The 18,063-nt window shown below is 63.6% G+C and carries 6 protein-coding genes; 1 reads left to right on the top strand and 5 read right to left on the bottom strand.

Translation table 11 applies throughout. The features are described 5' to 3' along the window. Window positions 1-20: 20 nt before the first annotated feature. From ACZYHG_RS18505 to ACZYHG_RS18485, 5 genes are all read right to left on the bottom strand, one after another. Window positions 21-1,178, bottom strand: a complete 1,158-nt coding sequence (locus tag ACZYHG_RS18505) for an ABC transporter permease (RefSeq protein WP_464609789.1) — start codon at window positions 1,176-1,178, stop codon at window positions 21-23. A 12-nt stretch (window positions 1,179-1,190) separates the two neighbouring features. Beyond that, entirely contained in the window at window positions 1,191-2,225 is a 1,035-nt protein-coding gene (locus ACZYHG_RS18500; RefSeq protein WP_464609788.1) for an ABC transporter permease, read from the bottom strand. Between the two features lie 148 nt (window positions 2,226-2,373). Continuing rightward, on the bottom strand, window positions 2,374-4,032 hold the full coding sequence (locus ACZYHG_RS18495; RefSeq protein ID WP_464609787.1) for an ABC transporter substrate-binding protein: 1,659 nt from the start codon (window positions 4,030-4,032) through the stop codon (window positions 2,374-2,376). A 262-nt stretch (window positions 4,033-4,294) separates the two neighbouring features. Further along, window positions 4,295-10,348 (bottom strand): translocation/assembly module TamB domain-containing protein, encoded by a 6,054-nt coding sequence (locus ACZYHG_RS18490; RefSeq protein WP_464609786.1) that lies wholly within the window; start codon window positions 10,346-10,348, stop codon window positions 4,295-4,297. Between the two features lie 2 nt (window positions 10,349-10,350). Continuing rightward, window positions 10,351-12,279, bottom strand: a complete 1,929-nt coding sequence (locus ACZYHG_RS18485) for an autotransporter assembly complex protein TamA (RefSeq protein ID WP_464609785.1) — start codon at window positions 12,277-12,279, stop codon at window positions 10,351-10,353. Between the two features lie 280 nt (window positions 12,280-12,559). On the opposite strand from ACZYHG_RS18485, the gene ACZYHG_RS18480 reads away from it, so the two are divergent. After that, window positions 12,560-18,058, top strand: a complete 5,499-nt coding sequence (locus ACZYHG_RS18480) for an alpha-2-macroglobulin family protein (RefSeq protein ID WP_464609784.1) — start codon at window positions 12,560-12,562, stop codon at window positions 18,056-18,058. Window positions 18,059-18,063: the final 5 nt, after the last annotated feature.

Genomic DNA, 18,063 nt, shown 5'->3' with positions numbered 1-18,063 from the left:
CGCGGGCCGGAGCCCGGCGATCAGTCCTTCATCGATTGCTCACGCAGCGAGTTGGCCAGCAGGTTCAGTCCCAGCACGAACGACATCAGCGCGAATGTCGGCGGCAGCGCCGGGTGGATGAAGGAGCGCAGCAAGCGGCTGGCATCCTTGATCGCGGTGCCCCAGTCGGGGCTTTCCGGCGCCAGGCCAAGGCCAAAATAACCCAGCGTGCCGAGCAGGATCGTTGTGTAGCCGATGCGCAGGCAGGCATCGACGATCAGCGGGCCGCGCGCATTGGGCAGGATTTCCCACAGCATGATGTACCAGGGCGATTCACCGCGCGTCTGCGCCGCCGCCACATAGTCGCGTGTCTTGATGTCCATCACCAGGCCGCGCACGATGCGGAACACGCCGGGGCTGGAGGCGAACACCACCGCCACGAAGATGTTGAGCTGGTTGGGGTCGATGTGCACGATGTGCAGCGGGTCCCTGTCGAAGACCAGGCCGAGATAGATCCAGCCGCCAATGATCAGCGTCAGGCCAAGCAGGATGTAGATCCGGTCGGGCCGGTTCTTGTAGCGTGTCCAGAACAGCACGCTAAAGAAGATGATCGGAAACAGGAAAAAGACGCCGGCCAGCGCATAGGGGATCGGCGTGTCCATGATCCCCGGCGTCACCAGCAGGTAGAACAGCAGGATCACCGGGAAGGCCAGCACGAGGTTGGCCAGGAACGACAGGATGGAATCGATCTTGCCGCCGTAATAGCCCGCCGGCAGGCCGAGCGTGATGCCCACCATCAGCGCGAAGCCGGTCGCCGCCGGTGCAATGATCAGCACGATCTGGCTGCCATAGACCATGCGCGAAAAGACGTCGCGTGCCAGCTTGTCGCCGCCGAAGAGGTAAACGAGCCCCGATTGCGGTTCGATGGCGCCGGGCAGCGTGTCTTTCATGATCGGGATCTGGCCGAGCGGATCGAAGGGCGAGATGGTCGAGGCAAAGATCGCCGTGAACAGCCAGAACAGGCAGATGAAGACACCCGCTATGCCGACGCCGCTGTCGAACAGCTGGCCGTAGAGCGCCAGCTTCTTCTTGTAGAGGAAGCTCGCGCCCATGACGATGGCGAGCGCGACCCAGACCGGCCAGAAGCGCCAGAGCACTTCGAGGATGATGGTGGAGGCGCCGATATATTGAGCTTGCATGCGCCTTCTCCCCTACTGAACACGAATGCGTGGATTGAGGAACGCGTAGCCGACATCGGAAATGAGCTGCGTGATCAGGACGATGAACACCGAGACCAGCGAACAGCCGAGCAAGAGATCGATGTCGTTGTTGCCGGCGGCTTCGACCAGCGTGTAGCCGAACCCTTGGTAGCGGAACATCACCTCGACGATGACGACGCCGGTGAGCAGCCAGGGAAACTGCAGCATGATGACGGTGAACGGCGCGATCAGCGCGTTGCGCAGCGCATGCTTGACCACCACGCTCTTGAAGGAGAGGCCTTTCAAGCGCGCGGTGCGGATATATTGCTGCGTCATCACCTCGACCATCGAGGCGCGTGTCATACGGGCGATGTAGCCGATGCCGTAGATGGCCAACGTGATCACCGGCAGCGTGAAATTGTAGAAGGTGATGCCTTGGCTGGCCGATGCGGCCGACCCGTTCAGCCAGCCTAGCCACGAAGCAAATATGACGGTGAAGATGACGCCCGACACATATTCAGGCGTGGCCGTCGAGGCGATCGAGGCCACCGACAGGACGCGATCCGTGCGCGAGCCCTCGCGCATGCCGGCGAGAATCCCGATCAAAAGCGAAACCGGTACCATCACCCCCAACACGCACAACATCAGGATGCCGGTAGCGCCGAGCGCCGGAAACAGCTTGGCCGCGACCGTGGTCTTGAACTTGGTCGAACAGCCGAAATCGCCCTCGAGAACGCCGGAGAATGTCGGCACGGTCGGATCGTTGCAGAAGGAGAAACGCTGCGTCGTCTTGCCGGTCGCCGGATCGGTGATCGGCTGCTCGGGCAGGACGCCAAGCCACTGGCCATAGCGCAGGAAGAAGTTCTGCCGATAGCCGTGGTCGACCAGCCAGCTTTCGAGCTGCTCGGCCGATGTGTGCATTTCGGTCTGGCTGATCGCCAGCTTCTTCAGATTGGGTTCTAGATTGACGAGAAAGAAGACGACCAGCGTCAGGCACAGCATCGTGAGCACAATCGTGCCGATGCGTCTGATGATGAATGAGAACATTGTACCCCCTGCCGGTCGGGTTGGGGTCAGATATGGTCAACCCTGTTTCGAAAACCTTGCGACGTCACGCCGCCGCTGCATCTCGTGCAACGGCGACGATCCCGAGAATATGAGGGGCTCACACCCCTCATATTCTTCAAGCTGTGGATCACGCCTGATCGAGCCAGACCTTGCCGAAATCGTGCTCGTAGGTGGGGTGCATCGAGTGGTTCTTCACCTCGGGCTTGATGTTGATGTAGAGCTTGCGCCAGTAAGGCTGGATGATGATGCCGGAATCCTGCAGGATCTGCTCGACATCCTTCATCACCACCTTGCGCTTCTCCGCATCGGCGATCCCGAGGGCTTCGTTGACCTTCTTGTCGAAGTCCGGATTGGCGTAGGCCGTCTCGTTCCAGGCTTCACCCGAGCGGTACGCAATGGCGATGACCTGGATGCCCAATGGACGCATGTTCCAGTTGGTTTCCGAGAACGGATATTTCGTCCAGTCATTCCAGAAGGTCGAGCTCGGCAGCACGGTGCGCTTCACCTTGATGCCGGCTTCGCGCAGCTGGGCCGCGATCGCGTCCGTGGTGTTCTTGTGGTAGTCTTCGTCATTGCTGATCAGCTCGTGTTCGAAATCGATCACGCCGGCTTCCGTCAGCATCTGCTTGGCCTTGGCGATGTCGCGGGGGATCTTCGGCAGAGCGACATATTCCGGATGGATCGGCGCGACATGGTGGTTTTCCGCCGGCGTGCCGGCATTGCCGTAGCCGAGCTGCAGCACCACCGAATTGTCGACCGCCAGGCACATCGCCTGACGCACCTTCTGATCGCCATAAGGCTTGGCGTTGATGTTGAAGCGCGAAACCACTGTGGCCGCGGTCACAACTTCCGAAGCCGGCGCGCCGACGCCTTCGATGATCTTCACATAGTCGGCGGTCGTTTCGTGGTTGGTCTGCACTTCGCCCGATTCGAAGGCCGAGACAGTCGCGGCCGGATCGGTGCCGTAATCGATGAACTGGACGCCATCAAGGAAGACGTCGCCCTGCCACCACTTGCCGGTCTCGCGGCGCTTGTAGACAACCTTCTGGCCAACGTCATAGGACACGAGTTCGAACGGACCGGTGCCGATCGGGCAGTTCTTGAAGTTTGCTCCCTTCTCGTCGAAGGTCTTGTGCACGACCAGCGCCGGATAATCGGTAAGGTTGGCGATAAGCGCGATGTCGGGCTTGGTGAGCTTCAGCTTGACCGTCATGTCGTCGACCTTGGTGATCGAGCCTTCGCTCAACTTCTTGGTCTTCTCGTCGACGAGGCTGCCGAGGCGGCCAGGCATCGAATTGCCTGCCGCGTTCTTGTCGGCCCAGCGGGTGAAATTGTAAATCACGTCGTCGGCGGTGAACTTGTCGCCATTGTTCCATTCGACGCCTGGCCGCACATGCAGCGTGTACTCGGTGGCGTCGTCGTTGATGTCCCAGCTCGCCAGGAGGTACGGCGCGAACGTGTACTGGTGGGTGTACTTCACCAGCGGCTCGAGCGATTGACGTTCGGCGTTGGAAATCTCCGACCAGTCGGCTGTGCGCGGATCCTTGGGATCCTTGACCGACATGGCGACCTTCAGCACGCCGCCCTTCTTGCCCTGCACGTCCTCGGCCTTGGCCGGGGTCGGAGCGGCGAGGCCGAGCAGGCCATAGGCCATCGCCGTCGAAGCGCCAAAGATGCTGGCGAGTGCCAGGAATTCGCGACGATCCACCGTTCCTGCCTTGGCTTCTTCGGCCATGGCCAGGATGTGATCCGGAACGCTGTCGCCACCGCTCTTATATATTGTCATGACTAACTCCCATTGTTGGCTTTCCGCCGATTAACATTCCGCATCCAGGCCATGATGTCAAAGACGGCATGAATTGGGAACATGTTAGCGAATGTGCAACTTTGAAAAGGGAGCGGTACGCGCGATAGCGACAGTCTTGACGCAAAATTGCTAGTGCGCCCAGATTCCGCCAAAATCTCCTTGGGCGATTAAACTGAGACATTTGCTCAGGTCTGGACAGCGCAAACCCACGCTGTCAAGAGGCCAAAGCCGACCTGAAGCGTCAATATTCCTTCTCGTAGAAGATGCCGCCCTTGGCTTCGCCGGCGTCAGTCGCCTCGCCGCGCAGCTTGACGCCGCGCCCAACATTGAGGTCGATGGTCGCCTTGCCCGAACCCGGCTTGTCGCCCTTCTGGATCGTCACATAAGTGCGGTCGTTCAGGTACTTACCGGCCGAGACCGCCGTGCCGCCCTGGCTGTCCGTGGTCACGTCGAGATCGTCGACGCCGATCGCGCTGCGCAGGTTCTCCAGCAGTGACGTCGATCCTCCGACGCCGGCCAGTTGCGCGGCGGCTTCTGCGAGCTGCGCGATCTGCAGCGGCGACAGGTTCGACATCGACCGCCCGAAGATCAGTTGCGCCAGCACCTCGTCCTCCGGCAGCGCCGGCACCGAGGAGAAGGTGAATTTCGGATTGGTCGCCTCGCCCGAAACCACGATGGTGACGGTGGCGCCGGTCGTCGTCGTTGTCGCGGTCAAGTTGAGGTAGGGCACCAGCGAGCCGGAAAAACCAACCGTACCCTCGGTGAAGGTCAGCCGCTTGCCAAGGATCGACAGCCGGCCGCGCTGCAGGGTGAAGGTGCCGACCGCTTGCGGCGACGAGGCCGGGCCGGTCAGCTTGAGCGAGCCGCCGAGTTCGGCATCGACACCCCTGCCTTGGATGAAGATCTGGTTCGGCGCGTTGACGGTGACATCGAGCGCGAGGCCACTGCCGCCGCTCTTGCCTGACGTCGTCGCCGGGCGCAGCGCCTTGTCCTGCGCCTTGACCGCACCCGGCGCGTTCTTGTGCTTGACGTCGAGCGCCGCGAGCGAGCCCGGCAATTTGTCTGGAACGGTGACCACGGTCTTGGCGAGATTGACGGTGCCGGCGATGACCGGCGCGGAGACGAGCGGCCCCTTGATCGTCAGGTCGCCGCCGAGATTGGCGGTCACCACGCGCCCGTCCGTATAGCGGCCATCGGTAAGCTTGATCGACAGGTCGGCCGGGAAACCTTGTGCCGGGCTGATGCCGACCGTGCCGCTGGCCGACAGGCTGCCGCGCGTCGACAATGTTCCCGTCAGCCGGTTGATCCTGGCGACGCCGCTGCCGATCGCGACATCGAGGGCGATGTTGTTGACCGCAAGGCCCGAATTGGCATCCAGCAGCCTTGCGCCGGACGCGCTCACAGTGCCGCCAATGACGGGCGAGGTCGCCGGACCGCGCACCTGAACGTTGACGTTGGCGGTTCCGGTCAGCGACAGGCCCTGCGCGGCCAGCTTCTCGCTGAGGATGCCGAACGGTACGGCGCCGTTGAAGTCGAGCACCAGCGCCGGCGTTCCCGCCGTCGTCACCGTGCCGCCGCCCTTGAGGCCGAGACCGGCGCCGTCGCTGACATTGGCGTTGAAGGTCAGCTTGTTGCCGGCAAAGGTGCCCGACGAAGAAATACCCACCGCGCCGACACCGGCACCTCGGGTCTGCGATGTCTGCACCCCGGCTGCATCGATGTTGAAGGCAACGGCGGGGTTCGCCGGTGCGCCGGACACCTTGACCGTGCCCGAAATCGAGCCGGCGGCGTCGAGACCCGGCGAGAAACTGTTGGCGAGCGACATCGGCACTTTCGCGAGCGTCGCATTGATGTCGAGCGCCTGCCCGACCTTGCCAGTCACCGTCGCGGTGCCGCCGCCAAGGTTGAGCACCAGCCGGTCAAGCGTCGTCGTGCCATTGGCGATGCTGACGGTCGAAGCCTGGGCGATGGCCGCCTTGATGCCCTGGACGGTCGCCTGGCCGGAAGCGAGCTCGATGGTGGTGGTGCCATTGGCCACCTTCACCCGGCCTGCCGCGCTGGCGGGGATGCCCTTGACGGTGGCGCCGCCGGAAAAGCCGGTCCAATCGCCGTCGCGCTTCAAATCGACGTCGATGCCGCTGATGACAGTGCCGCCCGAGATGACAGTATCAGCGCGAATCTTGCCGGAAATGACTGGAGCAGCGAGATAGTTCGCGATCAGCGCATCAATGGAAACGGCCTTCGCCTGGAGATCGCCGCGCGTGATCGAAGCGGTCGTCGCCTTGACGGCGACCTGCGGTGCCGCGCCGTTCTTCGAGAAGGCGATCGTGCCGCGCACATCGCCTTCGGCTTTTTCCAGCGCCAGTGCGGCGAGTGGTCCGATATCGGGGAGGTCGAGCGAGATGGTGCCTTCCGGCACGAATTTGTCGTCCAGCGCCAGATCGCCGGAGATCCGGTTCTTGCCCAGCGACAGGAGCAGGCCGTTGATGGCGCTCTTCCCGTCCGCTGTTGCCAGCACCGCGCTGCCTTGCAAGGCTTGTCCCGCGACATTGCCGGTCAGTTGCACATTCGCCGCCGGGTTGGCCGCATCCGCCTTGCCGGTGGCGACGAGCTTCAGGCCGGTGATCTCGCGCGACGCCACCAGCAGCCGATCGCTGTTGACTGTCAGCGACAGATCAGGCGCGATGGCCGGCCCTTGAGCGGTCAGCGCAAAAGAAATGGCGCCCTTGGCGTCTTTCGACAACAGCGAGATGTCGGCGAGAGCGCCGGTGATGTCGGCAGCCACTTTGTTGTCAGCAAGGCTCGCCTGCCCCTGTGCACTCAGCGGGCCGGAGACAAGCTTCAGCCCCTCGACATTTATGCCGCCATTGGCATCACGCTTCAGCGTGCCGCTGATCTGCGCGCGTTCGCCGAGCATGCCGCGGGCCCCCGCCGGCAAGGCCGATGATGGGGCATCCGCACTCAGCTTGAGGTCGATGGTCCCGTCGCTGAGCGAAACCATGCCGGCGACCTGGCTGTTCAACGCATCGCTTTTGAGCGAGCCGCTGTCGATGGAGACGGCATCTGATGTCAGCCGGGCATTGAGCGCGGCCGTCACCTTTCCGGCGATCAGCGGTGCGATCGCGGCATTGTCGAGACCGACCTTGTCCACCGACACCGTGCCGGACACCGGTCCGGCGCGGTTCTTCAGGTCGAACGCGTCCGAATGCAAGGCCAGGACGAGCCCGTCCACTTTAGCCGGGCTGGTGGTGACCGAAGGCAGGATCGCGGAGACATCCAGGCGTGCCCGCGTGCTCTCGCCCGCCACCTTTGCCGATAGAGACTGGATCTCGATCTTCACCGGGCTCGCAGCGCTTCCGAACGTCAGCGGCAGGCTCGGCCCAGATGAGGTGAGATCAAGCGCAAAATCGCTGGCGCCGTTCGGATTGATGGTGCCGGTAGCCTTGCCGGAAATCTTGTCGCCGGACAGCGTCGCATGGTCGAGGGCGACGCCGTCGGCCAAGGTGTAGGTGCCGGCCGCATCTATAGCGAGCGGTCCGAGCCCGGCCTGGCGGGTCTGGCTGGTTTCGGCGCCGGTCAGTTGCGCGTTGAAGCGAACCTCGGGAACGGCCGGCGTTCCCGTCACTTGAGCGGTGCCACCGAGCGTACCCACGGCATCGAGGCCGGGCGCAAAATCATTGGCAATGGCCGCAGGGAGCGCGGAGAATTGTGCAGCGAGATCAAGCGTCTGGCCTGATGTGCCCGACAGCGTCACCGCGCCGCCACCGACATCCAAAGCCAGCTTCTCGATGCTGGTCGTGCCATTGGCGATGGTCAGGGCAGAGGGTTCGGCGATTGCCGCCTTGATGCCGCGAACCGTGGCTTCGCCCGAGGCGATCTCGACGCTGGTGGTGCCCTGGGCGATCTTCACCCGGCCGGCCGCTGTCGCCGGGATGCCCGCTATGGTGGCGCCGCCGGTGAAACTGGTCCAGTCGCCATCGCGCTTCAGGTCGACGCCGATGCTGCTGATTTCGGTGGCGCCGGAAGTGACGCTGTCGGCCTTGATTGAACCAGCGATGGCGGGCGCCTTGAGATAGTTGGCGATCAGCGCATTGACCGCGATCGTTTTGGCCGTCACCTCGCCGCGCGCGATCGATGTGCTCTTGGCATCGATGGCAACGGAGGGCGCGTCGCCCTCCTTGGCAAAGTTGATGGTGCCGTTGATGTCGCCGGTCACCACCTGGCCGGCGAGTGCCGCCAGCTGGTCGATAGCGGGTGCTGCCAGCGTCAGCGTACCGAGCGGCATGAACTTGTCATCCAGCGCCAGGTCGCCTGAAACCTTGTTGTCACCAAGCGAGACAAGGAAGCCGTTGATCGAGCGCTTGCCCTCGCTCGTCACCAGTGCCGCCTTGATGTTCAGCGGCTGATCGTTGGCGGTGCCGGTCAGCGACACGTTGGCCGAAGGGCTTGCTATGTCGGCCTTGCCGCTCGCCGTCAGCTTGATCGCCTTCACCGTGCGACCCGAGGCCGTCAGGCTGTCGCTGTCGGCGGTAACAGTGAAATCCGGTGCCGACCTGGCGCCGCTCGCCGAGAGCGCGAAATCGACGCCACCGGCAACCGGCACGCCGACCATCGGAGACAGCACCGAAACATCGCCCAGCGTGCCCTTGATGTCGGCCTGGATGTCGTTCCCTTGCGCGCTGGCAGTGCCGCTGGCGCTGAGCGAGCCGGAGGTGAAGGAGATCGAATTGGCGGCAAACGACCCCTGCGGATCGCGCGTCGCGGCGGCCGAGAATTTCACCCGCTCGCCCAGCACCGAGCTGATCTGCGGCGGCAAGGCGGTGGACACGGCATCGGCATTCATCTTGAGCTGCATCGACAGATCCGCAAGCGCCACCGTCATGGTCAGCGAGGCATTGAGCGCATCGGAGCGCAACGTGCCCTGGTCGATGGTGATGGCGTCCTTGCTCAGCGATCCCCCGAGGTCGACATCGACCTTGCCGGTGATCAGCGGCGCCAGTGTCGCCACGTCGGTCTTCAGCCCGCCTGCCGTCAGCTTGACGGCGAACGGCCCGGCGCGGTTCTGGATATCGAAGCCGTCCGAATGGATCTGCGTCGAAAGGTCGTTCAGTTGCGTGCCGCCAGCCACCACCGAAACCAGCGAGGCGCCGATGTCGATGATCGGCGCCCTGCCGTCGCCAAAGGCGCGGGCGGTGACATTCCTGACGACCACCGTAATCGGCTGTGCCGCGCTGCCCACGGTGATCGGAACAGGCGCACCCTTGGCGGCAATTTCAATCGAGAGATCACTGGCGCCGGCAGGGTCGGCGATGCCGGTTGCGGTGCCATGGATCGCATCGCTTTCGATGTTGGCGCGGTCAACGCTGATGCCGCCGGCCGATGTCGCGGTGCCCGCGACATCGAAGCTGGTCTTGCCGGCAAACAAAGGCCTCAGATTGTCCGGCAGGAAGGGCGCGAACTCGCCATCGCCCTTGGCCTCAACGTGATTGCCCTTGTCCGTCGATTGGTGGCGGCCGGTCAGCTGGGTGACGATCTTGCCGTCGACCGTGAACGTGGCGATGCCATTCCAGTTGGCGATCGGCCCCGTGCCTGAGACGGCTATGTCGACCGGCGGCGCATCGGGCAGCTTGAGCAGGTTGGCGATGATGCCGCCTGACGGTTCCGACGCCTTGAGGTCGAGATCGAGCCTGTTGTCATCAGGCGCAAAGTGGATCTTGGCGTCGACATTGCCTTGCTTGCCGTCACGGCGGGTGACGTTGAGCACTGTCTCGACCGCCAGCGGCGCGGCATCGGCCTTGAGCATTCCCTTGGCGGCAAGCTCGGCGATGCCGCTGCCCGCCAGTTGCTGGCCAAGCGCGATTTCCGGCAGGTCGATCTGCTTGATATCGATGGAAACAGGCAGCGTCGTTGTGCCGCTCTGAGTTGGCTGTGGTTGGCCGGCGACCGGCAGGCGTGCCAGCTCTATCCGCTCGGCCGCGATACGGTCGGCACTGAAGCTTTTCGACAGCAACGCTAGCGGCGACCAGTCGACGGCCACCTTTCGCGCGACCAGCCATGCGCCTTGGCGGTCTTCCAGCACGACATGGTCGAAGCTGAGCGCGCCCGACCAGATGCCGTCAATGCCGCTGACGGTGATCTTGCGGTCGTCGGTGGAGGCCATCTGCGAAATGATGCCGGCGAGATTGTCGCGTCCGCGCTCGGTCTTGGTCAGCACGACCAACGCGCCGATGGCGCCCGCGACGACGATCAGCAGCGTGTACAGGACAATGCGAAGGATGCGCCAGACCGTTTTCATCGTCAGAATGCCTGTCCGATGCCGGCATAGATGCCGAAATTCGGATCGCTGGGATCGCGGTTGAGCGGAATGGCGGCGTCGATGCGCAGCGGCCCGAACGGTGTGACGTAGCGCAGCCCAACGCCGGCACCAACCTTGACGTCGGAGAAATTGGGCACCGACTTGGTCGACACCGTGCCGGCATCGACGAACGGCACGATGCCGATCGTATCGGTAATGGCGATGCGCATTTCCACCGAGGTCTCGAAGAAGGACAGGCCGCCGATTGGCTGGCCGTTGAAATCCTTGGGGCCGATGCCCTGATAGGCGTAGCCGCGCACCGAGCCGCCGCCGCCGGAATAGAAGCGCCGGTCGGCCGGAACGTTCTGCAGGGTGGTGCCGACGATCGAGCCGGCGGCAACGCGTTCGGCCAGAACGAATTTCGAGGCCGTATCCAGCGACTGATAGGCCGATCCCTCGCCCTTCACCTTTAGGAAGGCCGCACCGCTCAATATGTCGTAGCTCGGCTCGGCATAGGCCAGCACCCGGAAGCCGCTGGTCGGGTTCAGCCGGTTGTCGCGGTTGTCGTAGACATATTGCAGCGGAATGCTGGCGATCAGGTATTTGTGCTTGCCGAAGGCGTCATGGATGCGTGAGTAGTCGAGCGCGACCTCGGCCGAGACGGTCTGCTTCTTGTCGAGCTCATAGGACAGGCCGGTGCTGCCCTTGACCGAGAAATGGTCATACGCGTCCGGATGCTCCAGCACGGTCTTCACGCTGGCAAAGAACTTCGACGCCGGCCCGATCACGCCGGGCTTCTCGAACATGATGCCGGCATTGTAGTTCAGCTCGGACAGGTTGTTGCTGCCGATACCGCTGATGGCGCCATCGATGCGCAGCTTTTCGGCGTGACCGAACAGGTTGCGGTGCCCCCAATAGCCTTCCAGGCCAAGCCCCTCGGTGTTCGAGAAGGTGCCGCCCAGGCCGAAATAGCGCGGCTTACGCTCGCTGACCTGGACGCCGATCGGAATGTTGCCGTCGGCATCAAGCTTGTCGGCTTCCTTGAAAGTCACGCTGTTGAAGACCTCGAGCGCCAGCAGCCTGTCGCGCGCATCGCTGATCTCCTGTGGCGAGTACTGTTTGCCGCGCTTCAGCCCGGTCATGTATTCGGTGAAGTCGCGGTCGACCTTCTCGGTGCCTTCTACCGTCGTCGCGCCATAGCCGGCTACCGGCCCGGCCGCGACCGTCAGCGTCACGTCGAGCGTCGAGGTGGCATGGTCGGCGACGATCTGGCGGCCGGTCACCTTGGCCAGCGGCCTGCCCTGCTCCTTCAGCGTCCGCACGATCAGCGCCTCGGCCTTGAGCACCGCGCCGGACCCCGCGTCGCCGCCTGATATCAGGCCGTAATCGGCACTCATCAGCCCTGCCGCATCGCCTTCCAGCCGGATGGTGCCCAGGGTGAATTTGGGGCCGGCGGCGATAGTGACCGCCACCGGAATCGGCTGCGGACCCTTGAATTCGGCGTCCGGCGGCAAGTCGTCGATCGGTTTGCCGTCAATGGTGATGGTGACTACGCCTTCATAGCGGGCATCGGCGTAAAGGGCCGCGACGAGTTGTTCACGGTCGCTGCGCGCCTTGGCCATCAGCCCGAGCGAGCCGGACACCGGGCGATCCACATCACTTTTCAGGGCCGAGGCGTTTTCGAGCTTCTTGATCAGACCCTTGTCGGCGTCGGGCGCCGTGATGGTTACGGCATAGCGCAGCGGATCGACGATATCGGCGTCCTCGTCGCTGGAAGAGCCCCACAGCTTGATACCAAAGATCGAGAAGGCAGCCGCCGGCTGTGATTCGGCGGCCAACGCGGCCCAGCAGATCGCAGCCAAAAGCAGGGCGCGCGGAAGGGCGCGCCCTGGCGCGGTCCTTCCTGACATCTGCTTTTCATGCGCCGGCATTAAGACAACCTAGGTTACAAAACTAAAATTGGAATGAAGTTCTGAAGCGCTCGTAAAGGAGCCACAATCCAATTGTCTGAAATAGGACGGGCTTGGAATTCACACCTTCTGCGTTTCCGCAAGAAAGCGTGATCCCCTGTCCCGTGGAGGTTACTGTTCGCATACCGGTCCTTGGCCGGGAAATAAACCGTTGGCAGGCGGAACCTGCCTCGTTCGCGCGTTGACAAGCTTGGCTGAAGCTTGAACATGCCCGCACGATTGCAGTTGTCTGGAGGGTGTTATGGCAATGCGCGCGGCTCGTGGTCTGTCGATCCTTATCCTTCTTTTCTTCGCCTTGGCCAATGTCTTAACCTGGAACAGTGTCGCGCAAGCGGCCGAGGCCCGGCGAATCGCAACATCAGACAATTCCGATTATTTCGGCTTTGATCTCAGATCCGACCAGAATGTCACGCTCGACCAGTGCAAGACGACATGCCTTGGCGATCCGGCCTGCCGCGCCTTCACCTACAACACCAAGGCCAAATGGTGTTTCCTCAAATCCGACTACAACCAGCTGAAGCCGTTCAACGGCGCGGTCGCCGGCAAGATCGTCAACATTGACGGCGATCCCGATATCGGCGCCCCGCCGGAACTGGCCTTCTTCCCCAACTGGATGGCCGATCAGGCCCAGCAATACCGCAACGCGCTGCTCGGTCCGGCCTACAACAAGCCGACCGAAGGCATGGCGGCCCTGATCGGCTCCGCCGAACAGGCGGTGCAGACCGGCGACCATCGCTCCGCCATGCAGAAATACGAGGCCGCGGTCTCGGTGATGCCCGACGATGGCCAGCTCTGGCTCAATCTGGCACGCGAAACGCTGGCCGTGCAGCCCACAGCCAGCACTGCCGAAGTATCGACTTTGCCGATGAACGGCACCTCGGCTGCCTTCAACGCCTACAAGCTGCTGCGCACCACCAAGACCCGCGCCGACGTGCTGGCCCTGCTCGGCGCCGGCCTCGACAAGCGCGACCTCTACCGCCCCGCCCTTCAGGCCTATGAGGCGAGCCTTGCGCTGGTGACGTCGCCGGCCGTCCAGGCCGACTATGCCGATTTGAAGGCCCGCAAGGGTTTCCGTGTCATCGACCACAGCGTCGATGCCGACACCAGCGCGCCGCGCATCTGCGCGCAATTCTCCGAGGAACTGGTCAAGACCGGCGTCGACTATGCGCAGTTCGTCACCGTCGACAATGCGCCGCCCAAGGGCGTCGAGGCCAAGGACAAGCAGATCTGCGTCGAGGGACTGGAACACGGCCAGCATTACGACGTCACCTTCCGCGCCGGCCTGCCGGCGGCAATCGGCGAAGTGACCGCTGCTCCGGTGGTGCTGTCGATCTACGTGCAGGACCGCGCGCCGTCCGCCCGTTTCACCGGCGACAGCTTCGTGCTGCCGGCCGGCGCACGCCGTGGCATCCCGATCGTCACCGTCAACATGAACGCCGCCGAGATGAAGCTCTACCGCATCGGCGACCGTTCGCTGGCGCAGCTTCTGTCGGGCTACCAGTTCCTGCACCAGCTCGACAGCTATGACATCTCCAATATTACCGAACAGATGGGCGCGCCGGTCTGGCAGGGCCAGCTCGACATCGTCAACGACCTCAACAAGGAGGTCACCACCTCCTTTCCGGTCGACCAGGCGCTGCCGCAGCGCAAGCCCGGCGTCTATGTGCTGACCGCCAAGGCCGTCAACGACAAGAGTGACGATTCCGGTCAGATGGCCACGCAGTGGTTCGTCGTCTCCGACATCGGCCTGTCGACCTATACCGGCCAGGACGGGCTCAATGTCTTTGCCCGTTCGCTGGGCAGCGCCAAGCCGATCGCCGGCGCCGAACTGACGCTGGTTGCCAGGAACAACGAGGTTCTGGGCACCGCGACCTCGGATGCCGACGGCCACGCCGTCTTCAACCCCGGCCTGACGCGCGGTGACGGCGGCATGGTACCGGCCGTGCTGATGGCCAAGCAGGGCGACAATGATTTCGTCTTCCTCGACATGTCCAAGGCCGGCTTCGACCTGTCCGACCGTGGCGTCACCGGACGCGCGGCACCTGGCGCGCTCGACGTCTATGCCTGGACCGAGCGCGGCATCTACCGTGCCGGCGAGGATGTTCATGTCGCGGCCCTTGCCCGCGACGGTGCGGCCAAGGCGGTCGAAAACCTCCCGCTGACCTTCATCTTCTCGCGCCCGGACGGTGTCGAGAACCGTCGCATAATCAGCGACGGCGTCTCGGCCGGCGGCTATGCCGTCGACCTGCCGCTCGAAGCCAACGCCATGCGCGGCACCTGGTCGGTGTCGATCTACACCGATCCCAAGCAGCCCGCCGTGGCCACCCAGATGTTCCTGGTCGAGGACTTCGTACCGGATCGCATCGAATTCGACATGAAGGCCGACAAGCAGGAAATCGAGCGGGGCGAAACCGCCAACATCAATATTGACGGGCGCTTCCTCTATGGCGCGCCGGCAGCGGGCCTGGCACTGGAAGGCGAGCTGACGCTGTCGACGGCGCGCGACTGGGACCGCTTCCCCAACTTTTCCTTCGGCCTCGCCGACGAGCAGTCGGCGCAGCCAACGGTCACGCCGCTGACCAACCTGCCGGTGGTTGGCGATGACGGCAAGGCGACCTTCCCGATTTCCGTCGACCAGTTGCCCTCGACCACCAAGCTGGTCAACGGCAAGGTGACGGTGCGCATGCGCGAAACCGGTGGCCGCGCCATCGAGCGCTCGCTCAACATCGGCATCCGCCCGCAAGGCCATATGATCGGCATCCGTCCGGACTTCGCCGACGGCGAAGTGCCGCAGGGCGGCACGGCCAAGTTCAGCCTGATCGCGGTCGATCCGGCCGGCAAGCGTGAAGCGCTGAAGGGCGCGCAGTGGTCGCTGGTCAAGGTCGAACGCAATTACCAGTGGTACCGCTCCAACAACTCCTGGAACTACGAGGCGGTTGACCTCACAAAGTCGATCGCCAACGGCCAGATCGACCTCAGCGCCGATGGCGACGCCACCGTCTCCGTGCCGGTCGATTGGGGCCAGTATAGGCTCGAGGTCGAGACATCTGATCCCGAGGGGCCTGCCACCAGCTACGAATTCGACGCCGGTTGGTATGTCGCCTCGACCACCACCGAAACGCCTGACGGCCTGGAGATCGCCCTCGACAAGGACAATTATGCCGCGGGCGAAGTGGCCAAGCTGAAAATCTCGCCGCATTTTGCCGGCGAACTTCTGATCAATATCGGTTCCGACAAGCTGCTGAAGACCATCACGGCAACCGTGCCGGTCGGCGGCAGCACCGTCGACATTCCGGTCGGTGACGACTGGGGTGCCGGCGCCTATGTCACGGCAACCCTGTTCCGGCCGGGCGATGCGCAGGAAACGCGCATGCCGGCCCGCGCCATCGGCGTGAAATGGCTGACGGTCGATCCGGGCTCGAAGAAGCTCGCCGTCACCTTGACTCCGCCGGACAAGACGATGCCGCGCCAGCAGCTGTCGATCCCGGTTTCCGTGGCCGGCGTGCAGCCGGGCACCAACGCCTACGTCATGGTCGCCGCGGTCGATGTCGGCATCCTCAACCTGACCAACTACAAGGCACCGGATCCGGAGAACTGGTTCTTCGGCCAGCGCATGCTGGGCATGGAGATCCGCGACATCTATGGCCGCCTGATCGACGACTCGCTGGGCACCACCGGCAAGCTCAGGACCGGCGGTGACGGCGCCAACATGCAGACGCAAGGAAGCCCGCCCACCGAAAAGCTGGTCGCCTTCTTCTCCGGCCCGGTCCAGCTCGACGCTGACGGCAAGGCGCGGGTCGACTTCGACATCCCGCAGTTCAACGGCACCGTGCGCGTCATGGCCGTCGCCTGGACCAAGGAAGCGGTCGGCCATGCCCAGTCGGATGTGATCGTGCGCGATCCGGTCGTCATCACCGCCGGCCTGCCACGCTTCCTGGCACCTGGCGACAACGCCGTGATGCGGCTCGACGTGGCCGACACCGACGGCCCTGCCGGCGACTATACCTTCTCGATCGACACGACGGGTGACCTGTCGACCGGCGACAAGCCCCTGCCCCAGAAGCTGACACTCGCCCAGGGCAAGCGCCAGACACTGACCGTGCCGTTGATCGCAAAGACGGCGGGCAATGCCTCGCTCACCATAAAGCTGGCGCACGCCGACGGCACCAAGGTCGAACAGACACTCTACGTGCCGGTGCGCCCGGCGCAATTGCCGGTCACCACGCGCCTTGTGGTCGACCTCAAGGGCAATGGCGGCGCATTGCGCGTCGACAAGGAACTCCTGGCGGCAAGTCTGCTTGAAGGCGCTTCCGTCAGTGTCGGCGTTTCGCAGGCCGCGGCCTTCGACGTGCCGTCATTGCTGATGACGCTCGACCGCTACCCCTATGGTTGCGCCGAGCAGACCACCAGCCGCGCCATGCCGCTCCTCTATGTCAATGACATGGCTTCCGGCATCGGCATGGAAAGCGACCCCGACCTGCACGGCCGCATCCAGGATGCCATCTACAAGGTGCTGAGCTACCAGTCTTCGTCCGGTAGCTTTGGCCTGTGGGGCCCGGGTTCGGGCGATCTGTGGCTCGACGCCTATGTCAGCGAATTCCTGACCAGGGCGCGCGAGCAGAAATACGATGTGCCGGCTCTCGCCATGAACCAGGCGCTGAGCAATCTGCAGAACTCGCTAGGCTACGACCAGAGCGTCCAGGACCGCGGCAGCGAGATCGCCTACGCCCTCTATGTTCTGGCTCGCAACAAGAAGGCCTCGATCGGCGATCTGCGCTACTATGCAGACACCCAGCTCGAAGCCTTCTCGAGCCCGATGGCCGTTGCCCAGCTGGCGGCGAGCCTTGCGCTCTATGGCGACACCCAGCGCTCGGAAGCCACGTTCAAGACCGCGCTGCAGCTCGCCAAGTCGCAGACCGACTATGACTACTACCGCTCCGACTATGGCTCGCCGCTGCGTGACGGCGCGGCAATGCTGTCACTGGCGGCGGAATCGAAGCCGGTATCGACGATCGTGCCCGAATTGATCAAGCTGGTTACCAGGGAACGCGCCGAAGTCCGCTGGACCAGCACCCAGGACGATTCCTGGATGCTGCTGGCGGCCCGCGCGCTGAGGGAAGGCAACGACTCGATCACGCTGACGGTCAATGGCGCGCCGCATTCGGGCGGCTATTCCAACCAGGTCAACGGCTCCGAGCTGGTCGACAGCCCGCTCGAAATCGCCAACACCGGCAAGACCCCGCTGCAGGCCGTCGTCACCACTGTGGCGTCGCCGATCCAGCCCTTGCCGGCTGGCGGTGACGGCTTCACCATCGACCGCACCTACTACAAGCTCGATGGCACCGAAGCCAATGTGACGGAGGCAACCCAGAACGAACGCTATGTCGTCGTGCTCAAGGTCACGGAACAGAACAGCTGGCCCTCGCGCCTGCTGGTCACCGACCTGTTGCCAGCCGGCTTCGAGATCGACAATCCGGGCCTGGTCTCCAGCGCCCAATTGACGAATTTCTCCTGGCTGGCACAGACCGATGCCGCGCACCTCGAATTCCGCGACGACCGTTTCGTCGCGGCATTCAATCCGGCCGATGGCGATCACGATCACAATCTGACGCTTGCCTATGTCGTGCGCGCCGTGACGCCTGGCACCTATGCGCACCCGGCGGCAACGGTGGAAGACATGTACCGGCCGCAATATTCGGCCCGCACCGCCACCGGCGTGATGGAGATCAAGGCACCTTAAGGCGC

The organism is Mesorhizobium subarcticum, from assembly GCF_055456085.1.
The sequence above is the reverse complement of the archived record's forward strand: the minus strand, read 5'-3'. Positions and strand labels throughout refer to the sequence as shown.